Annotated in this window: 14 protein-coding genes and 1 pseudogene; 7 read left to right on the forward strand and 8 right to left on the reverse strand. The window is 71.6% G+C overall.

Annotated elements, in window-relative coordinates:
* Positions 1-209: 209 nt before the first annotated feature.
* Together AB0M35_RS11570 and AB0M35_RS11575 are read right to left on the reverse strand one after the other, a co-directional pair.
* On the reverse strand, positions 210-2,141 hold the full coding sequence (locus AB0M35_RS11570) for a copper resistance protein CopC (RefSeq protein ID WP_363744216.1): 1,932 nt from the start codon (positions 2,139-2,141) through the stop codon (positions 210-212).
* A 124-nt stretch (positions 2,142-2,265) separates the two neighbouring features.
* Positions 2,266-3,462, reverse strand: coding sequence for an MFS transporter (locus tag AB0M35_RS11575; protein WP_363744218.1), 1,197 nt, complete (start codon positions 3,460-3,462; stop codon positions 2,266-2,268).
* 58 nt (positions 3,463-3,520) lie between these two features.
* Between AB0M35_RS11575 and AB0M35_RS11580 the strand changes: the two genes are divergently transcribed.
* Complete coding sequence (locus AB0M35_RS11580) at positions 3,521-4,489, forward strand: helix-turn-helix domain-containing protein (protein ID WP_363744220.1); 969 nt, start codon at positions 3,521-3,523, stop codon at positions 4,487-4,489.
* Positions 4,490-4,506: 17 nt separating this feature from the next.
* Here AB0M35_RS11580 and AB0M35_RS11585 read toward each other — a convergent pair whose 3' ends face one another.
* Complete coding sequence (locus AB0M35_RS11585; RefSeq protein ID WP_363744222.1) at positions 4,507-5,163, reverse strand: class I SAM-dependent methyltransferase; 657 nt, start codon at positions 5,161-5,163, stop codon at positions 4,507-4,509.
* A gap of 92 nt (positions 5,164-5,255) precedes the next feature.
* A pseudogene (locus tag AB0M35_RS11590) lies at positions 5,256-5,438 on the reverse strand (pyridoxamine 5'-phosphate oxidase family protein); the annotation flags it as partial.
* A 224-nt stretch (positions 5,439-5,662) separates the two neighbouring features.
* Between AB0M35_RS11590 and AB0M35_RS11595 the strand changes: the two are divergent.
* Positions 5,663-7,813, forward strand: coding sequence for a glycogen debranching N-terminal domain-containing protein (locus tag AB0M35_RS11595; protein ID WP_363744224.1), 2,151 nt, complete (start codon positions 5,663-5,665; stop codon positions 7,811-7,813).
* 63 nt (positions 7,814-7,876) lie between these two features.
* Positions 7,877-8,161, forward strand: a complete 285-nt coding sequence (locus AB0M35_RS11600; RefSeq protein ID WP_363744226.1) for an amphi-Trp domain-containing protein — start codon at positions 7,877-7,879, stop codon at positions 8,159-8,161.
* A gap of 76 nt (positions 8,162-8,237) precedes the next feature.
* On the opposite strand, the gene AB0M35_RS11605 is transcribed toward AB0M35_RS11600, so the two are convergent.
* A complete protein-coding gene (locus tag AB0M35_RS11605) occupies positions 8,238-8,582 on the reverse strand; it encodes a hypothetical protein (RefSeq protein WP_363744228.1) in 345 nt (114 codons plus the stop codon).
* A gap of 129 nt (positions 8,583-8,711) precedes the next feature.
* Between AB0M35_RS11605 and AB0M35_RS11610 the strand changes: the two genes are divergently transcribed.
* The 3 genes from AB0M35_RS11610 (at position 8,712) to AB0M35_RS11620 (ending at position 11,763) form a co-directional block, all read left to right on the forward strand.
* Complete coding sequence (locus tag AB0M35_RS11610; RefSeq protein WP_363744230.1) at positions 8,712-9,332, forward strand: L-threonylcarbamoyladenylate synthase; 621 nt, start codon at positions 8,712-8,714, stop codon at positions 9,330-9,332.
* Positions 9,333-9,500: 168 nt separating this feature from the next.
* Positions 9,501-10,652 carry an SPFH domain-containing protein gene (locus AB0M35_RS11615; RefSeq protein WP_363744232.1) on the forward strand — a complete coding sequence of 384 codons (1,152 nt, stop codon included), beginning with the start codon at positions 9,501-9,503 and terminating at the stop codon, positions 10,650-10,652.
* 25 nt (positions 10,653-10,677) lie between these two features.
* Positions 10,678-11,763, forward strand: a complete 1,086-nt coding sequence (locus AB0M35_RS11620; protein WP_363744234.1) for a hypothetical protein — start codon at positions 10,678-10,680, stop codon at positions 11,761-11,763.
* Between the two features lies 1 nt (position 11,764).
* Here AB0M35_RS11620 and AB0M35_RS11625 read toward each other — a convergent pair whose 3' ends face one another.
* The 3 genes from AB0M35_RS11625 to AB0M35_RS11635 form a co-directional block, all read right to left on the reverse strand.
* Entirely contained in the window at positions 11,765-12,688 is a 924-nt protein-coding gene (locus AB0M35_RS11625) for a DJ-1/PfpI family protein (RefSeq protein WP_363744236.1), read from the reverse strand.
* Positions 12,689-12,695: 7 nt separating this feature from the next.
* Positions 12,696-13,301: an isochorismatase family protein gene (locus AB0M35_RS11630; RefSeq protein WP_363744238.1), complete on the reverse strand. Its 606-nt coding sequence runs from the start codon at positions 13,299-13,301 to the stop codon at positions 12,696-12,698.
* Between the two features lie 83 nt (positions 13,302-13,384).
* A complete protein-coding gene (locus AB0M35_RS11635) occupies positions 13,385-14,923 on the reverse strand; it encodes a helix-turn-helix transcriptional regulator (protein WP_363744240.1) in 1,539 nt (512 codons plus the stop codon).
* Between the two features lie 130 nt (positions 14,924-15,053).
* Here AB0M35_RS11635 and AB0M35_RS11640 point away from each other — a divergent pair, with 130 nt between their 5' ends.
* Entirely contained in the window at positions 15,054-16,532 is a 1,479-nt protein-coding gene (locus AB0M35_RS11640; protein WP_363744242.1) for a thrombospondin type 3 repeat-containing protein, read from the forward strand.
* The last annotated feature ends 136 nt before the right edge of the window (positions 16,533-16,668 follow it).

The following is a 16,668-nucleotide window of genomic DNA, read 5'->3' on the forward strand; positions in this document are numbered from 1 at the left end:
CCAGACGCGAGCGTGACGGGGACCCTTATCGTGTTAGCGCTAACAACGATCGTCAAGACCCTGCTCGATACTTGCTTGAAATCTTCAAGCAACATCTCCCGGAAGGTCCGATGCGAGCGCTCCCACGGTCCGCTTCCGATGAGACGGACGCGAGGCCGTGTGGTCGGCGCGGCGGCGCGCGAGGGCCGACACAGTGGACGTCGAGGCGGTCAGCTCAGGTCAAGCGTGTAGTCGGCGGTGTGCACCTTCCCGCCGACCTGGAAGTCGAAGAAGGCACGGTACCGTCCGGCGCTCGGCACGGTCAGCCAGAACGTGACCGCCCCGTCGACCAGCTCCGGTTCGGGGTGAACGTGCACATAGCCCAGGTCACCCTCGCGCACCACGACCAGGTGCCCGAACGCGCCGAGGTAGGGCTCCAACTGCGCCGGCCCGGAGGCACCGGCGACCCGCAGCACGATCGGGGCGCTCAGTCCGATGGTCGGCGTACCCTCCATCGACACCGTGTACGGCCCGGCGGTGGCCTTCGGCTCCGGCGCGGGCAGCTGTGCCGGTGTGTAGACGCCGGGCACGTGGTGGTCGACGCCGAGCACCAGCGGCAGTTGCCGACCGTCGGCTGTGGTGACGGTGAAGTCGGCGTAGAGGCGGTAGTTACCGGCCCGGGCCAACTCCAGCGGGACGCTCCAGACGCCGTCGGCGCTCATGCTCGGGTGCAGATGCTGGTAGCCGCTGAGGTCACGACCCACCACGATGAGGTGCAGGGGCTTGTCGTGGACGACCGCGAAGTTCGTCGCCGCCCGCCGGTTGCCGTCGACGATGCGGAACTGGTAGTCCACCCGTACGCCGGGCGGCTGGGACCGCTGCACCGGTTGCAGGGTGTAGCCGGCGGCGCTGACCCACGCGCCGGTGGCCTGGTCCGTACCGTCACCGGCGTGCGCGTGCGCGCCGGTGCCCGGCGGGTGCTGATGCCCGTCGGTGGCCGAACCGGCAGCCGACACACCGACCCCGCCCGGCGGCGCGTCGGTGGCGCCGCGCCGCTCGCCGGTGCCCAGCCGACCGAGCCCGAATCCCGCCAGCAGAGCGATCACCAGCCCACCGACGAGCAGCGCCAGGCGGGTGTTGTTCGACCGGTCGGTGGGCGCCGACTCGTCGCCCGGCACCGTCGACGGCGCAGCCGGGGCGAGGTTCGCAGTGATCGCCTCGCCGTCCGACCGGCCCGCCGCGACGACTGCCGTACGCCGCCGGCCGGTCGCGCCGGGCCTGCCCTTGGTCCCCGAACCCGACCCGGTGACGATCCGGCCGGTACGTGCAGCCGGCCCGCCGGAGCGGGCCGTCGCGCTCTTCTTCGACCCGGTACGGGAGCCTGCACCGGAGCGGCGACCGCTTCCTGACCTGCTGCCCGATCGCCCGAGCAACCGCGCGACGGTCGCCGGACGGCGCCAGACGAGCAGACCGATCAGGACAGCGGCGACCCCGATCGCGACGGCGGTCCAGGTCCCGGCTCCGGGGCCGGCGTCCGAGGTCGGTGCCGGTGCGGCGGCCGGCGGGGCCGAGGCCGGCGGGGCGGCGGATGCGGGTGACGGCTCGGTGTCGTGTCCGTGCTGGTCGGCAGCGGCGACCAGGGCCGGGTCCGGCTGCCCGGTCGGCGGGTTCCACCCGGCCGGGGCCAGGGTCGTCGGCCCGGTGTAGCGGAAGCTCATCGTCCCGCGTACCGGCTCGCCGTCGGAGGCCACCGACAGGTAGCTGACCGTGTACCGACCCGTCGCGGGCAGGTGGGCGAGGTTCACCACCGCCGGGAAACCCGTGGTGTACTCGCGGGGCTGGAAGGTGCCGTCGACCAGGAAGTACTCCCGCACCGGCTGGTCGAGTTGCCGGGGCTGTCCGTGCGACCAGCCGTTGTCGACCCGGGTGCCGCCCGGCGCGGTGACCGCGAAGTAGGCGTTGGGCACCACCTGCTCGGTGAAGTAGAGCTGCACCGTGGTCAGTGGCTCGGTCACCGTGGCGTCGGCCTTCGGTGTGGACATCGCCAGGCTGCCGTGGGCGGTCGCCGGTGGCGCGTAGGCGAGGACCGCGACCGCCGTGGCGAGGAGCAGCGCGAGCAGACCGCAGGTGACACGCACCAGGGCCTGAGGGAGACGACGCATCAGTTCATCCTCACGACGGCGCAGCTTTGGCCAAGACGCATCTATCTTTTTGCATGAATGGCAAAAGTCAATACGCCTGCCGCCGTCACCCCGAACCCGCAGTCCGAATCTCCGCGTTCGCCGGTCAACTTCCGGTCGACGCGGGGATCGGCGCCGGAGCCGGTCGGGTGCCGCGCAGACCCGGGGTGAGCAGCGCCGTCGCGGTCAGGGCCAGCCCGGCCAGCAGGGCCACCGCCCAGTGCGTCGGTACGAGGTCGGCCAGCAACCCGGCCACCGCGGCGAACACCGCCTGCCCGGTCATCATGCCGTTCTGGTGCAGACCGAGCACCTGTCCACGCGCCTCGGCCGGCGCCCGGGCGATCAGCCGTTCCTGCAACGGCAGCGAGGCGGCGAAACCCACCGAGGCCACCAGGGCGACGAGCATCGCCAACGGCAGCCCCGGCCGCACCAGGAACACCAGGTACGGCAGGGGCAGCAGCAGCCGCAGCGGCAGCACCCACCGGTCCCGCGCGGACGGGGAGAGAAACCGTCCGACCAGGACGTCGCCGGTGAGCATGCCGAGCGCACCGGCGGCGAAGAGAAAACCGGCCCGCTCCCCCGCGTACGGCAGGAACAGCGCCTCGCAGCCGACCACCAGACCGCCGGGCAGCCACAGATTGAGGTAGAGCGACCGGCATCCCGGATCCCGCCACAACTGCCGGTTGACCCGCAGCGTACGGCGGGTCGACGCGGCCCCGTCCGCCCGCGCGGGCCGCTCCCTGAGCCCGAACCGGGTCACCGCGAGCGCCACCGCCCGCAGCACGACGGCCACCAGGAAGACCTGGTACGGACTCAGCCACACCAACAGCAGCCCGCCGGCCCCGAAACCGGCGATCTGCATGACCCCGACGCTGACGTTCATCGCCGAGCGACCCAGCACGTACCCGCCGGCCGGCAGCATGTCGTTGATCAGTGCCCACCGGGCACCGCCGACGACCGACCCGACGTACGCGACGACGAGGATGACCGCGAACCGGGCCCACAACGGCAGCCCGGGCACCGCCTGTAGCCCGGCACCTAGGAGCGCGACCAACCCGGCGAGACTCAACGCCCGACGTGGCGGCAGGCTGTCCGCCGCCGAGAGCAGGGTGAGGCTGCCGAGCACGCCCGCCAGCGGCGCACCGAACATGCTCAGCGCGGTGAGCAGGGCGGAGCCGGTCGCGGCGTAGGTCAGCGAGCCCAGCGCCAGCGCCGAAGTGGTGTGGGCGGCGATGCCGGCACAGTTGGCCACGAACAGATTGCGGAATTCGGCGACGGCGAACAGGTCCGAGTAGGTCCTCACCGGCACGATCCTCGTGGCATCCGAGGCGTACCCATAGGGTTACGGCTGGAGGCGAAACATGTCGATTTGGCGGGTACCGGTGGACCTGTTGGCGCGCAGCCGGTTCGTCGTCTCGCCGATGACCGACACGGTCGCCGCGCTACGGGCCCTGCACAGCCCCGCCCGCCCCTGGCAGCACGCCTGGCGACAGCCGCACCTCGGGGCGTACCGACAGATGCTGGCGCGGCGGGAGACCCTTCGGGCGTTGCTGGCGGTGGCCTTCCAACCACGGTGGACAGCTGATTTCCTGACCCTCGCTCCCGCGACGGCCGCACCGGACTTCGCCGAGGAACTGGCCGTCGTCGCCCGACACAGCGACGACCAGATCCGCGACGACCTGCGGGCGACCCGGCCAGGCCCACTACCGGACATCCTGTACGCCGACGGGCTGACCGCACAGGTGGTGTCCCTGCTGGACTGGGTCTGGGGGCACACCGTTCGGCCGGAGTGGCCGGACCGCCGACGTCGGCTACAGGCCGACATCGTGGCCCGCACCGCCCGGCTGAGCGCCGAGGGTTGGGCCGGTGTGGTGGCCGGCTTCAATCCCGGGATGCGGTGGTTGGGTGACGGCTGCCTGCGGGTCAACGACTATCCGGCGGCACCACTGCCGCTCGACCGGGCCGAGGAGTTGGTGTTCGTCCCGGCCCACTGCGTGCGGGGCTGGGTGCTATGGGACCAGCCGACCCGCTTCGGCATGGTCTATCCGGCCAGTGGCATCCTCGCCGAGACCGCCCCGACGGTGCCGGACGGACTCGACCGGCTGATCGGGGCGAACCGGGCGGCCATCCTCGTCCGGCTGGCCACACCGCTGAGCACCTCGCAGTTGGCCTCGGTCACCGGGCTCTCCCTCGGCGCGGTCGGCGACCACCTGCGGGTACTGCTCGACTCGGGCATGGTGACCAAGCGTCGCTCCGGCCGGGAGGTGCTCTACTGGCAGACCCCGCGCGGGGCGACCCTCTGCGGGCCGGCGGCTGCCGAACCCCGGTGACGGCGGCCTACGGCAGATCATCGCCAGACCGGCGAGGTCGGGTTACGCGCGCGGCCCCGGATGTGCGGGGCCGCCGGTCCCACCGGGCCGGTCTCGGGAAAGCGGAACCGGTGCAGTTCCTCGACGGCGAAACCGGCGGCGGTGATCGCCGCAACGGTGTCGCGGCCGGTGTGGCATCCGCCCACCAGCAGCGGCCAGACGGTCGCGTCCACCAGCCGTTGGACTCGACGCAGCCGGGTGCCCGGTGGCGCGGCGACATGTTCGAGGAAGCGCACCTGCGCGCCGGGACGCAGCACCCGACGCAGTTCGCCGAGCGCGGCGGCCTGGTCGGGCACCGTACAGAGCACCAGCGCCAGCACCGCCGCGTCGAACTCGCCGTCCGCGCCGGGCAGGGCCTCGGCGAGGCCGTCGACGACGGTGACCGGGACCGGGGCGCTGCGCGCCGCCGTGACCGCCGCGGCCCGCAGCCGGGGTTCCGGCTCGACGGCGACGACCTCGGTCACCTCGGGCGGATAGTGCGGGAACATGCGCCCGTTGCCGGCACCCACCTCGATGACCCGACCGGTCAGGCCGGCGGCCAGGGCCCGGCGGTACTCGGCGACGCCGGCACGGTCCAGTTGTGCGCTGAACCGCTCGTAGACCCGGGCGAAGATCGGGCGAGACACTCCGGCCATGATCAACCTCCACCCTGCGCGGACATGGCCGTCGGCGGCAGCGGCAGCGGCAGGCCGGGCAGCCCGTCGATGCTGGTGGCGATGTGCTCCTTGCCGGCGAAGTCGAGGTAGGCCACCGTCAGCTCGTCGAGGATCGCGAACGAGCCGGTCAGCCCCTTGGGCGAGAGGTTGACGGTGCCGTCGGCGGCCAGGGGCGCCGTGGCGCTGAAGAACATCGGCTGCGCCTCGATGAAGGCCCGCAGCCGGCCGGTGATGTGTGGATGGGTCTTCCCCATGGTCGCCACCTCCGCGTGTTCGCCCTGATCGGCGGGCTCTGCCGACAGCATCCCCCGGCTCCGCAAGCGCGGGCGAGGGCATCGCCGCCGATAAGCCGGAACCGGACACCGGGCCATCGGGACGGGTCGGTGGGTGTATCGAGGGCTCCCGGGGGTAACAAGCGCCGACCGGAGGCACCCGCCAGTCGCTCGCGTGGCGCCGTACCGCAGGTCAGGGGGTCGGGATGAGCCGCGTGCGGAACCTGCGGGTACGCCCCGACCTGCTCTACGTGGCCAGCGGCTGGAGCACCCTGGTCACGGACGTGCGTGGACGCATCACCGGTGTCGGCGCGCAGGGCTTCTTCGCCCGCAACACCCGGGTGCTCAGTGCGGAGCGGATCACCGTCGACGGTCGTGAGCCGGTGCCGTTCAGCACGGCGACCGTGCAGGGGCACGCCCAGTTGTCGTACGCCGAACTCGGCGACGGTGAGACGCTGCCGTCGCGGGCGGCGTACCTGGCGGTCGAGCGTTTCGTGGCGGCGGGACTGCGTACCAGGCTGACCCTGTTCAGCTACGCCGAGCAGCACCTGGACCTGCTCCTACGGATCGAACTCGGCGCCGACTTCGCCGACACGAGCGAGGCCGAGAGTGGCCGCCGTGTCCAGTCCGGTGCGGTCGAGGGCCGGTGGGATCCGACCGGGCAGGAACTGCTGCTGACCTACCGGTGTGACGGGCTCGACCGGGCGGTGGCGATCCGGGTCCAGGCGCAGGCCCCGGTCCGGTACGCCGACGGCGCACTCAGCGTCGACGTGGCGCTGACGCCGGGCGGACTCAGCCGGGTCGAACTCGTCGTCGAACCGGTCTTCGACGGTCGGCGGCTCGCCGCGCCGCCGCCGAGCTTCCGCGAACCGGGCGATGCCGCCGGCTCGGCACGCCGCCGGCTCACCGCTGAACTTGCCCGGCTGACCAGCACCAACTTCGACGTCACCGCGGCGTGGCGCTGCGCCCGCGAGGACTTGGCCGGACTTCCCCTCGGCGAGCCGGCCGGTCCCACCGCGCCGATCGCCGGCCTGCCCATCTACCAGGAGATCTTCGGCCGGGACACGATGACCGCATCGTGGCAGGCGCTGCTCGCCGGGCCGACGATGCTCGCGGACAGCCTTCGGCTCAATGCCCGGCACTTCGGCCGGCGGATCGACGACTGGCGCGACGAGGAGCCCGGTAAACCGCTGCACGAGGCCCGCCAGGGGCCGCTGTCCGAACTCGACATCGATCCCTTCGCCCACTACCACGGCGACTGGTCGACCGCGCCGGACTTCCTGATCTTCCTCGGCCAGTACTACACCTGGACGGGAGATCTCGACACGGTACGGGAGCTGCTGCCGGCCGCCGACCGCGCGCTGTCCTGGATCGATCGCTACGGCGACCTCGACCACGACGGTTTCCTGGAATACCACCGGCGGTCCCGAGCGGGCCTGAAGAACCAGGGCTGGAAGGACTCGGACACCGCCATCGTCGACGAGCACGGCCGGGTGGTGTCGAACCCGATCGCCACCAGCGAGGTGCAGGCGTACTGGTACGCCGCGCTGCGGCACGCGGCCGGGGCGTACGCCGTGACCGGTCATCCCGCGGTGGCGGCCCGGCTGGCCGGTCGGGCGGTCGCCCTGCGCCGCCGGTTCCACCGGGCCTTCTGGCTGCCCGAGCAGGGCTGCTACGCGATGGCGTTGGGGCCGGACAAACGGCCGGTACGCTCGGTCAACTCCAACGACGGGCACCTGCTGGCCACCGGGATCGTCCCGCCGCAGATCGCGCCCCTGGTCGCGGACCGGCTGCTCGCACCGGACATGTTCAGTGGCTGGGGGGTCCGGACGCTGTCCGCCACCCACCCGGCGTACAACCCGTTCAGTTACCACCGGGGCAGCGTCTGGCCGGTGGAGGCCGGCACCATCGGTCTCGGGCTGGCCCGCTACGGCTGCTGGGAACACCTGCACCGACTCGCCGAGGGAATGTTCGCGGCGTCCGCCCTCTTCGCCGAGCACCGCCTACCGGAGGTGCTCAGTGGGCTGCCCCGCGACGACGCCCACCCCCACCCGGGGGTGTATCCGAGCGCCTGCTCACCACAGGCATGGTCGGCCAGCTCGGTGATCGCGTTGATCCAGGCCCTGCTGGCGCTGCGTCCCGCCGCACCGTTGCGGACGATCTTCGTCGACCCGCACCTGCCCGCCTGGCTACCCGATCTGGTGCTGGAGGGGGTGCAGGTGGGTGCGCAGACGGTCGACCTGATCGTCAGGCGTCGACGGGGTGGCCGAACGTCCGTACGCACCCGGGGCGACCGGATCGCCGTGGTCCGCCGCCCGACCCGCAGGGCGATCGCCACCCGCCGCCGACGACGCTGACCCGGTGGGCGCGACCCGGCACCCTAGCGGCGCGCCCCGAACGGGGAATGTCAGCATGTCGGGATGGATATCTACGAGGACGAGCGCACCGTGTCGCGGGCGGATCTGGCCGCCTGGCTGCGTCAGGTGGCCAACCAGTTGGAGACCGGGCAGATCTTCTACGGTGCGGCGGGCACCCTCGCCGTGGCCGACCAGGTGCACTGCGAGCTGGAGATCGAACAGGAGGGCAAGGACGAGTACTCGGTCGAGATCGAGTTCTCCTGGACCAACCCGAAGGCCAGCCCGCCCGCCGAGCCGGCTGCCGAGGAGGACAACGCGGACGAGGAGCCGGCAACCGCCGCCGAGTAGCCCACATAAGGAAGGGCCCCTTGTTAACGCCTGGCGTAGTACAGGGGCCCCCTCTTAACGCGTACTGCGGCGGAGGTCAGCGCAGGCGGCGTCGGCCGCCGAACCAGTCGCGGGAGGCTCGGGTGTTCAGCGCCCAGAGCACCCAGACCAGCAGGCCCAACCCGACGCAGGTGATGGCGCCGAACAGCCCGAGCGAGGCCGCGGCCAGCAGAGCCGCCAGGGCGTACGCCGGAAAGGGCGCCCACGGGCGGCGGGCGACCAGGCCGGCGGCCACCAGCAGGCAGGCGACCGTCATCACGGCGAAGAAGACCGCGGCGCCCAGCGAGCCGCCCTCGGTCAGCAACCGATGGGCGGTGGCCAGGGCGAACAACAGCGACAGCAACGCGAAGACGAGCACGGTGATCCGTACCGGGGTCGGCATGACGGGGTACCGGAGCACTTCGGGGTAGCCACGCGCGCCCATACGGACAACGATGAGCGTCTACCTTTGCCGGCGGGTGGCAGTGTCGGCAAGGCGACAGCCCCCAGTACGCGTTCTAAGCTTCCGCCCATGGCCAGGTATTTCGACGTGCACCCGGACAATCCGCAGCCGCGCATCATCGGGCAGGTCGTCGACCTCCTGCGCCGGGACGGACTGATCGCCTACCCGACAGACTCCTGTTTCGCCCTCGGCAGCCAGCTCGGCAACAAGGACGGCATGGACCGCATCCGGGAGATCCGTCAGCTCGACAGCGGCCATCACTTCACCCTGGTCTGCCGTGACTTCGCCCAGCTCGGCCAGTTCGTGCAGTTGGACAACGCGGTCTTCCGCGCGGTGAAGGCGGCCACCCCGGGCCAGTACACCTTCATCCTGCCGGCCACCAAGGAGGTGCCGCGGCGGCTGCTGCACCCCCGCAAGCGCACCGTCGGCGTACGCATCCCCGACCACCCCGTCACCCATGCGCTGCTCGACGAGCTGGGTGAACCACTGTTGTCGAGCACGCTGCTGCTGCCCGGCGACGACGAGCCGCTGACCCAGGGTTGGGAGATCAAGGAACGCCTCGACCACGCCGTCGACGCGGTGGTCGACGCGGGTGACTGCGGCACCGAGCCGACCACGGTGGTCGACTTCTCCGAAGGCGAACCGGAGGTCGTCCGGGTCGGCGCGGGCGACCCGGACCGGTTCGCCTGACGGTTGCGCGGCGCGGCGAGGATACCTGATGATCTTCGCCCCGATCAGCGGCCCCCGGTTCCATCGAGCGGGCCCTCGCACCGAGACGGCAGGTGGAACCGCAGCTCGCACGGGGTTGCTATCGTCGCCGCCACACAGTTGATCTCGGGAGGGGACACGATGGGGCTCATGGACCGCCTTCGGGGCGAGTTCGTAGACATCATCGAATGGCTGGACGACAGCCGCGACACGATCGTCTGGCGGTTCCCCCGTTTCCAGAACGAGATCAAGATGGGCGCCAAACTGGTCGTCCGCGAGTCCCAGACGGCGGTGTTCGTCAACGAGGGACAGGTAGCCGACGTCTACCTGCCGGGCACCCACACGCTCGAAACCCGCAACATGCCGATCCTGTCCACCCTCAAGGGCTGGAAGTACGGCTTCAACTCGCCGTTCAAGGCCGAGGTGTACTTCGTCAACACCCGCCAGTTCACCGAGATGAAGTGGGGCACCCAGAACCCGGTGATCCTGCGCGACCCCGAGTTCGGGGTGGTCCGGGTGCGGGCGTTCGGCGCGTACGCGGCACGGGTGGTGGACGCCCAGCGGCTGCTGAAGGAACTGGTCGGCACCGACCCGCAGTTCCGCACCGAGGAGGTGCAGGAGTACCTGCGCCAGCTCATCGTGGGCCGGCTCGGCGGCGCACTGGCCAGGGCCGGGGTGCCGCTGCTGGACCTGGCCGCCCACCAGGACGCGATCGGCCGGCAGCTGGCCGGCGTGCTGACCGAGGAACTCGCCGAGGTCGGCATCGCGATCCCGAAGTTCGTCATCGAGAACGTCTCCGTACCGCCGGAGGTGGAGCGGGCGCTCGACAAGCGCACCGAGATGGGCGCGGTCGGGGACCTGGACCGGTTCACCCGGTACCAGGCGGCCACCGCCCTGGAGGCGGCGGCGAACAACCCCGGCGGCGAGGCGGGTGCCGGCGTCGGGATGGGCATGGGCATGGCCCTGGGGCAGCAGATGGCCCGGGCCATGTCCGGCGAGAGCACCGCACCGCAGGCTCCCGCGCCGCAGGCCGCCGCACCGTACGCCGCACCAGCGGTCGCGGCGCCGGGTGGCGCCGAGCCGCCACCGCTGCCGGGCCAGGCGCAGTGGTTCCTCGGTGTCGCCGGGCAGCGCCAAGGCCCGTACGACCTCGGTGGGCTGGCCGCACAGGCCGGTGCCGGCACGTTCGGCCCGGACACGCTGGTCTGGCGGGCCGGCATGGCGCAGTGGCAGCCGGCCGGGCAGGTGCCCGAACTGGCGTCCGTGCTGGCCAGCGTCCCGCCGCCGCTGCCGCCGCTGTGATCATCGGGATCGGGAGGGTACACCGATGAGTGAAACCGCTGTCTCGCCCCCGTCGTACGGCTGCGGGGGCTGCGGCGCCCGGGTGGAGCACGCGCCCGGCACCACCGCCCTGCAGTGCCCCTACTGCGGGCACCAGCAGCAGATCGCCGCCGCCACGCGGGAGGTGCGCGAGCACTCCTTCGACGGGCTGGCCACCCTGGCCCGCAAGCCGGCCGCCGCCGTGGGCGCGTACGTCTACCGGTGTCCGGGCTGTGGTGCCTCGACCGAGAGCGAGGCGCTGGCCGAGCGGTGCCAGTTCTGCGCCACCCCGCTGGTGCCGCAGCAGGCGGCCGACGAGCTGATCGCCCCGGAGGCGGTGCTGCCGTTCGCGGTGGACCGCAACGGGGTGCGCACCGCGCTGAGCACCTGGTGCCGCAGCCGCTGGTTCGCCCCGAGCAGCCTGAAGAAGGTAAGCGAGGCGGAGACGCTCAAGGGCACCTACCTGCCGCACTGGACGTTCGACGCGCGGACCGTCTCCGACTACCAGGGCAAGCGCGGCGAGCACTACTACGTCACCGAGACGTACACGGTGACGGTGGACGGCAAGACGGAGACCCGTACCCGGCAGGTCCGGCACACTCGGTGGCACTCGGCCAGCGGCACGGTGCGCCGGGACTTCGACGACGTGTTGGTGCCCGCCACCTCGCACCTGCCGACGGAGAAGCTCGACGAGTTGGCCCCGTGGCCGCTGAACGAGGCGGTCGCGTACGAGAAGGACTACCTGGCCGGGTACCACGCGTTGCGCTACGACACCGAGCCGGAGACCGGCCTGGTCGAGGCGAAGGCCCGGATGGCGCCGGTCATCGACCGGGACTGCCGCTCGGACATCGGCGGCGACGAGCAGCAGGTCGACGCGGTGGACACCAGCTACTCGGACGTGACGTACAAACTGCTGCTGCTGCCGGTGTGGATCGCCGCGTACCTGCACGCCGGACGGTCGTACCAGGTGCTGGTCAACGCCCGCACCGGCGAGGTCATCGGGGAGCGGCCGTACAGCAAGGCCAAGATCGCCGCCGCGGTGCTGGCTGCGCTGGCGGTGATCGCGATGGTCGTGTTCCTTCTGTCGCGGTAGGTCAACCGACGGAGTGGGTCGAGCGGGCACGGGCCCGCAGCCGCCGGAGCATCCGGGCGTCGGTGAAACCGACCGCCCGGGCCGCGGCCTCCACGGCGAGGCCGTGGCCGATGAGGTGCTCGGCCCGCTCGACCCGGAGCAACTGCTGGTAGCGCAGCGGCGTGAGCCCGGTCGACGCGTCGAACAGGCGGGTCAGGGTGCGCTCGCTCACCCGGGCCACACCGGCCAACTCCCCCAGCGGCAACGCCTCGGTGAACCGTTCGTCGATCACGTCCTGGACGCGGTGCACCACGTCGCTGAGGTGCGAGCGGTGGCGCAGCATGGCGCTGTCCTGCCGCTCGTGTCCGTTGCGTCGGGCGTACACCACCATCTCCCGGGCGATCCGGGCCGCCACCGCCGGACCGTGTCGGGACGCCATCAGGTGCAGCGCGAGGTCGATGCCGCTGGCGATGCCGGCCGAGGTGGCCACCCGGTCGTCGACGACGTACAGCCGGTCATGCAGCACGGTGGCCGCCGGATAGCGGCGGGCCAACTCGTCCTGGAGTTCGTGGTGGGTGGTGCAGCGGCGACCGGCCAGCAGCCCGGCGCGACCCAGCAGGTAGGCGCCACCGCAGACGCTGACCACCGTGCCGCCCGCCGCGTGGTGCGCGGCGAGCCGGCGCAGCGTGGCGGGCTGCACCGGCTCGGCGCGGGAGGCGGGTGACCGCCAGCCGGGGACGACGACCAGATCGGCCGGGCCCAGGTCGGGCCAGTCGACGTGGGCGCGCACCGGCAGCCCCTGTGCGGTCACCACCTCACTGCTCTCCGCGACGAAGGACTGCCGGTAGTCGAGCCCGGAGTCCGCCGCCGTGGAGAAGACCTGCGCCGGACCGGCCAGATCCAGCAGATGCAGCTGCGGCAGCAGCAGAAAGACGACCCGGCTCACGAGCGCCTCAGCGGTCGGCGCCGACCGGCACCAGGGCGGTCACCTCGTCGACGGTACGGATGGTGGCGAACCGACCCGACAGTGCGTACACGGTGCGCTCGATGATCTCGTCGGTGCCGAGGGTGCGCGGATCGGCGAGGATCTCGGCCATGGTCCGACCGGCCGGGGCGTCCGGGTGCTCGATGGGCATGGTGGCGGTCGCGTCGACGACGAAGGTGACCTCGTAGCCGAGGTCGACGGCGAGCCGGGCGGTGGTCTCGCAGCACTGCTCGGTACGGATCCCGCAGACGGTGATCCCCTGGACGCCGTGGACGGTGAGCAGTTGCTGGAGTCGGGTCGTGGTGAAGGGGTTGTGCACGTACTTGGTCAGCACCGGCTCGCCCTCGACGGGCCGCAACCCGTCGATCAGCCGGACGAAGCCCAGTGCCGGGTCGAACACGTCACCGCTGTCCGGCTCCGAGTGCAACACCCACACGACCAGGTCACCCCGGCTGCGGGCGGCGTCGACCAGCCGGTTCACCTGACCGACGACGTCCGGTTGCGAGCAGGCCGTCCAGCTGGCCCGCTGGCGGAAGGACTCCTGTACGTCGATCACGACGAGTGCTGCGGTCATGCGTTCATCCTGGCCGTTCCCGGCCGGGGCGCACCAGCCACGATCACGCACCGCTGCGGAACGATCCGGTCATCATGCTGAGGTCAGCGCAACAGCTGACGGACGAGTTCGGTGCGGTTGCGTACGCCGAGCTTGCGGTAGATGTTGCCGAGGTGGAACTCGACCGTCTTGACCGACACCGACAGCCGCCCGGCCACCTCCTGGTTGCTGAGTCCCTCGGCGACAGCGGCGGCGACCCGGCGCTCGGTGGCGGTCAGCGTGACACCGACGCCGGCAGGCGCTGACGACCCGCCGGGCCCGGCGGCTGCCGACCGGGGCGGGTCGCCGGCGCGGGGCGGCGGCGCGGTGGGGGGAACCGCCGGTTCGGCGACCGAGGAGAGGTCGACGGCGACGCGGGCGAGCAGGCCGGCGGCGCCGGTCGCCGCGTACTCGCTGCTGGCCAGTTCCAACAACCGGATCGCGTCGACGCGGCGCCCGGCGCGGGCGTGCCACGCGCCGAGCAACCAGGCCAGCCGGGCGCGCGAGAGCCGTTCCACCGGCCGGTTGAGCCCGGCGAGGGACCTCTCCAACCAGGCCATCGCCGCCGGGTCGCCCGGGTCGGCGATCCACGCCCGCCAGGCGGGCAGGGCCGGCGCGCCCGGCCAGTCCAGCGGCGGATCCTCGATGTACGCGGTGACCGCCTGCGCGGCGGCGGCATCGCCGCGCAGCGCGTGATAGGTGGCCAACTCGCAGCGGTGCTCGAAGAGCAGACCCGAGTTGGCGCCGACCGCGGAGCCGACCAGGCGCCCCACGACTCCGACCCAGGCATCGACGTCGCCACTGGCCAGGTGCAATGCGGCGGCGCATTCGGCGATGTGCGACCCCACCCAGGCGGAGCCGGATCGGGCCGCCAGCACCCGTGCCTCGGTCAGCCGGTCCCGCGCCTGCGCCAGGTCACCGCAGAGCGCGTCGCACTTGGCCAGCCAGGACACGATCTCGGCCTGAAGGTCGAGCCGGCCGGCTGCGACGGCGTACCCGTGGGCCCGGCGCAGCGTGACCCGGCCACGCAGCAGCTCGCCGGACCAGGCCTCACCCATGCCGAGCATGGTGGTCAATCGGGCCCGGCGGACCGGGTCGACAGCGTCGTCGACCAGCCACGGCTCGACCAGATGGGCGAAGTTGGGTCGGATCTGGTCGGGTCGCTGAACGCTCAACGTCGCGAGCATGGCGCACTCCACGTACAGCGGGTCGTCGTGCAGCCCGGCAGCGGCGAACAGGCGCAGCGCCTCGTCCGGATCGGCCCGGTCCAGGCCGGGTCGGGCGACCGACTCGCGCCGGGCGAGCCGCCGGCCGGTGCGGGCAGCGACCGCGCAGGCGATGGCGTGGTAGACGAAGTCGATCTCGCGCTGCCGGTCCTCCACCTCGCGGTGCCGGGACCCGACCTGCCAGGACGCAGGCCGTACGCGCAGGCTCGCCAGCCGCCGCACCATCGGCGGCAGGGTTGCCGCGTCGGCGGTACGGGACACCGCGAGAAATGCCTCAGCCACCATGCGGGCGGCGGTCACCGGTTCACCGGCGCGGTCGGCGGCGGCCAGCAGCCGGTCGGCCTCCTGGTGACCGGGAGCATGCCGATCGATGTCCACGTCCGTCACCTTCGTCGGGCGGGTGCAGCAGGCCACACCCTAGCTAGGGTTTCTCCCAGGCCGACGCGGGACCCGACTGATTGTCGACTCAACGTCGAGACGGGCCCCGCCGGGTGTGACCGTACGACGCATGACACTCCGTAACCGCAAGGGAGTGGCGATGGTCGTCGCTCCTCTGCTCGCCATACCCCTGGCGTTCATCGCCACCAGCACCGCCGCTTCGGCCGACAGGCCGTCGGAGCGGACCCGCCTGTCGTACGCCCGGCTCTGCGACCCGACCGGCTGCTACCTGTCCTGGCGGGTGATCGACAGCGACCGGGACGGTTTCAGCGACGCCGACGAGTTGGCCGCCGGCACCGATCCCCGGGACCCGCAGAGCACGCCGAGCCTTCAGGTGGCCGTGGAACTGGCCTCGGTCAACAAGTTGCCGACCTTCTCGTACGGACGCGGCAGCTTCATCGCGTTCCCCGAGGAGATCCTGAAGCTCAAGGAGACGACGACGAACCTGCCGACCATCGGTGTCTTCGCGATGCCGGTCCGGCAGGACGCCTACACCCGGCTGGGCGTCGACCTCAAGCGGTTCGACGAGTTGAAGCTGTCGGTGCAGCGTGACGGCGTCGCGATCGGCCGTGGCAAGATCTCGCAGTCCGTCGGCGACCCGCTGAGCGGCAGCCTGCTGACTCCGTTCGACTCGCACTTCGTGGAATACGAGCCCGGTGTGACGGGGCAGAGCCCCGCCGCGTACGGCGGTGTCGTGAAGACCGAGAAGGGCGGCTGGTTCGACGACTTCGACTACCAGCTGCACTACGCCGACGGCTCGCGCGACGTCGTCGACCTGGTGCCGGGCGGTTCGGTGCGGGAGCACTTCAACGCCGACGGCTCGCGCGGCAACACCGTCCTGCACCAGTACGAGGAGCGCGGCGAGGCGGGTGACCGCTACATCGAGGAGACCACCACGGTCTTCGACGTGCACGGACGCCGGGTCAGCGAAACCACGTCGAAGACCCATTCGACGAATGGGAACCTGGACACCTGGCTCGAAACGATCTATTACGTCTACGACGAGGACGGCAAGCAGGTCGGCACGATCAAGGTGGAGTCGGTGATCTTCAACAGCTCCACGCACACCTCCGGCAACCAGACCATCACCACCTGCGACGCGAACGGCAGCTGCGACGACGGCGTCAACATGCACTACGACTCCGACGACAACGACTCCGGCGGTGACCACGGCGGTGGCGGTGACCACGGGGACGACGGAGGTGACGACGGCAGCGGTGACACCGATCCGGAGAACGACCACGGCTACGTCGATCCCGACTACACCAGCGACGTGGTGTCGATCCTCAGCGGCAGCGACGGCTTCACCCGGATCGTCGGCACGAATATCACGCCGGTGCGCAACTGGACGCCGACGTACGCCGACGGCACCATCCCGGAGAACAAGCTGACCGGCATCATCTACGTCGACGACACCGCCAACGCCTACAACACGGTCTTCTCCGAGCCACGGATCACCGGGGCGCAGCCGGAGCACGTGCCCGGCCTGCCACAGCCGTGGCTGACCGGGCCGCCGCCGAACCCGGATGGCTGCAACGGTCTCTGCTGATCCCGCGTACCGAATGCGTAGCGTCGCCCGTCCGGTCCTTTCCGGGCGGGCGACGCCGCGTTCGGTGGTGAGGCCTCGGCACTCGGCGCACGTCCCGAGGCGGCGGTTCAGCTTCGGCGTACGACAAGTTAGCCTT

This window comes from Micromonospora sp. NPDC051196 (genome assembly GCF_040682415.1).
GTDB lineage: Bacteria > Actinomycetota > Actinomycetes > Mycobacteriales > Micromonosporaceae > Micromonospora.

Coding starts and splice junctions, on each gene's coding strand:
- AB0M35_RS11570 (WP_363744216.1), bottom strand. CDS start 2,141: ATGCGTCGTCTCCCTCAGGCCCTGGTGCGTGTCACCTGCGGTCTGCTC.
- AB0M35_RS11580 (WP_363744220.1), top strand. CDS start 3,521: ATGTCGATTTGGCGGGTACCGGTGGACCTGTTGGCGCGCAGCCGGTTC.
- AB0M35_RS11585 (WP_363744222.1), bottom strand. CDS start 5,163: ATGGCCGGAGTGTCTCGCCCGATCTTCGCCCGGGTCTACGAGCGGTTC.
- AB0M35_RS11595 (WP_363744224.1), top strand. CDS start 5,663: ATGAGCCGCGTGCGGAACCTGCGGGTACGCCCCGACCTGCTCTACGTG.
- AB0M35_RS11600 (WP_363744226.1), top strand. CDS start 7,877: ATGGATATCTACGAGGACGAGCGCACCGTGTCGCGGGCGGATCTGGCC.
- AB0M35_RS11605 (WP_363744228.1), bottom strand. CDS start 8,582: ATGCCGACCCCGGTACGGATCACCGTGCTCGTCTTCGCGTTGCTGTCG.
- AB0M35_RS11610 (WP_363744230.1), top strand. CDS start 8,712: ATGGCCAGGTATTTCGACGTGCACCCGGACAATCCGCAGCCGCGCATC.
- AB0M35_RS11615 (WP_363744232.1), top strand. CDS start 9,501: ATGGACCGCCTTCGGGGCGAGTTCGTAGACATCATCGAATGGCTGGAC.
- AB0M35_RS11620 (WP_363744234.1), top strand. CDS start 10,678: ATGAGTGAAACCGCTGTCTCGCCCCCGTCGTACGGCTGCGGGGGCTGC.
- AB0M35_RS11630 (WP_363744238.1), bottom strand. CDS start 13,301: ATGACCGCAGCACTCGTCGTGATCGACGTACAGGAGTCCTTCCGCCAG.
- AB0M35_RS11640 (WP_363744242.1), top strand. CDS start 15,054: ATGACACTCCGTAACCGCAAGGGAGTGGCGATGGTCGTCGCTCCTCTG.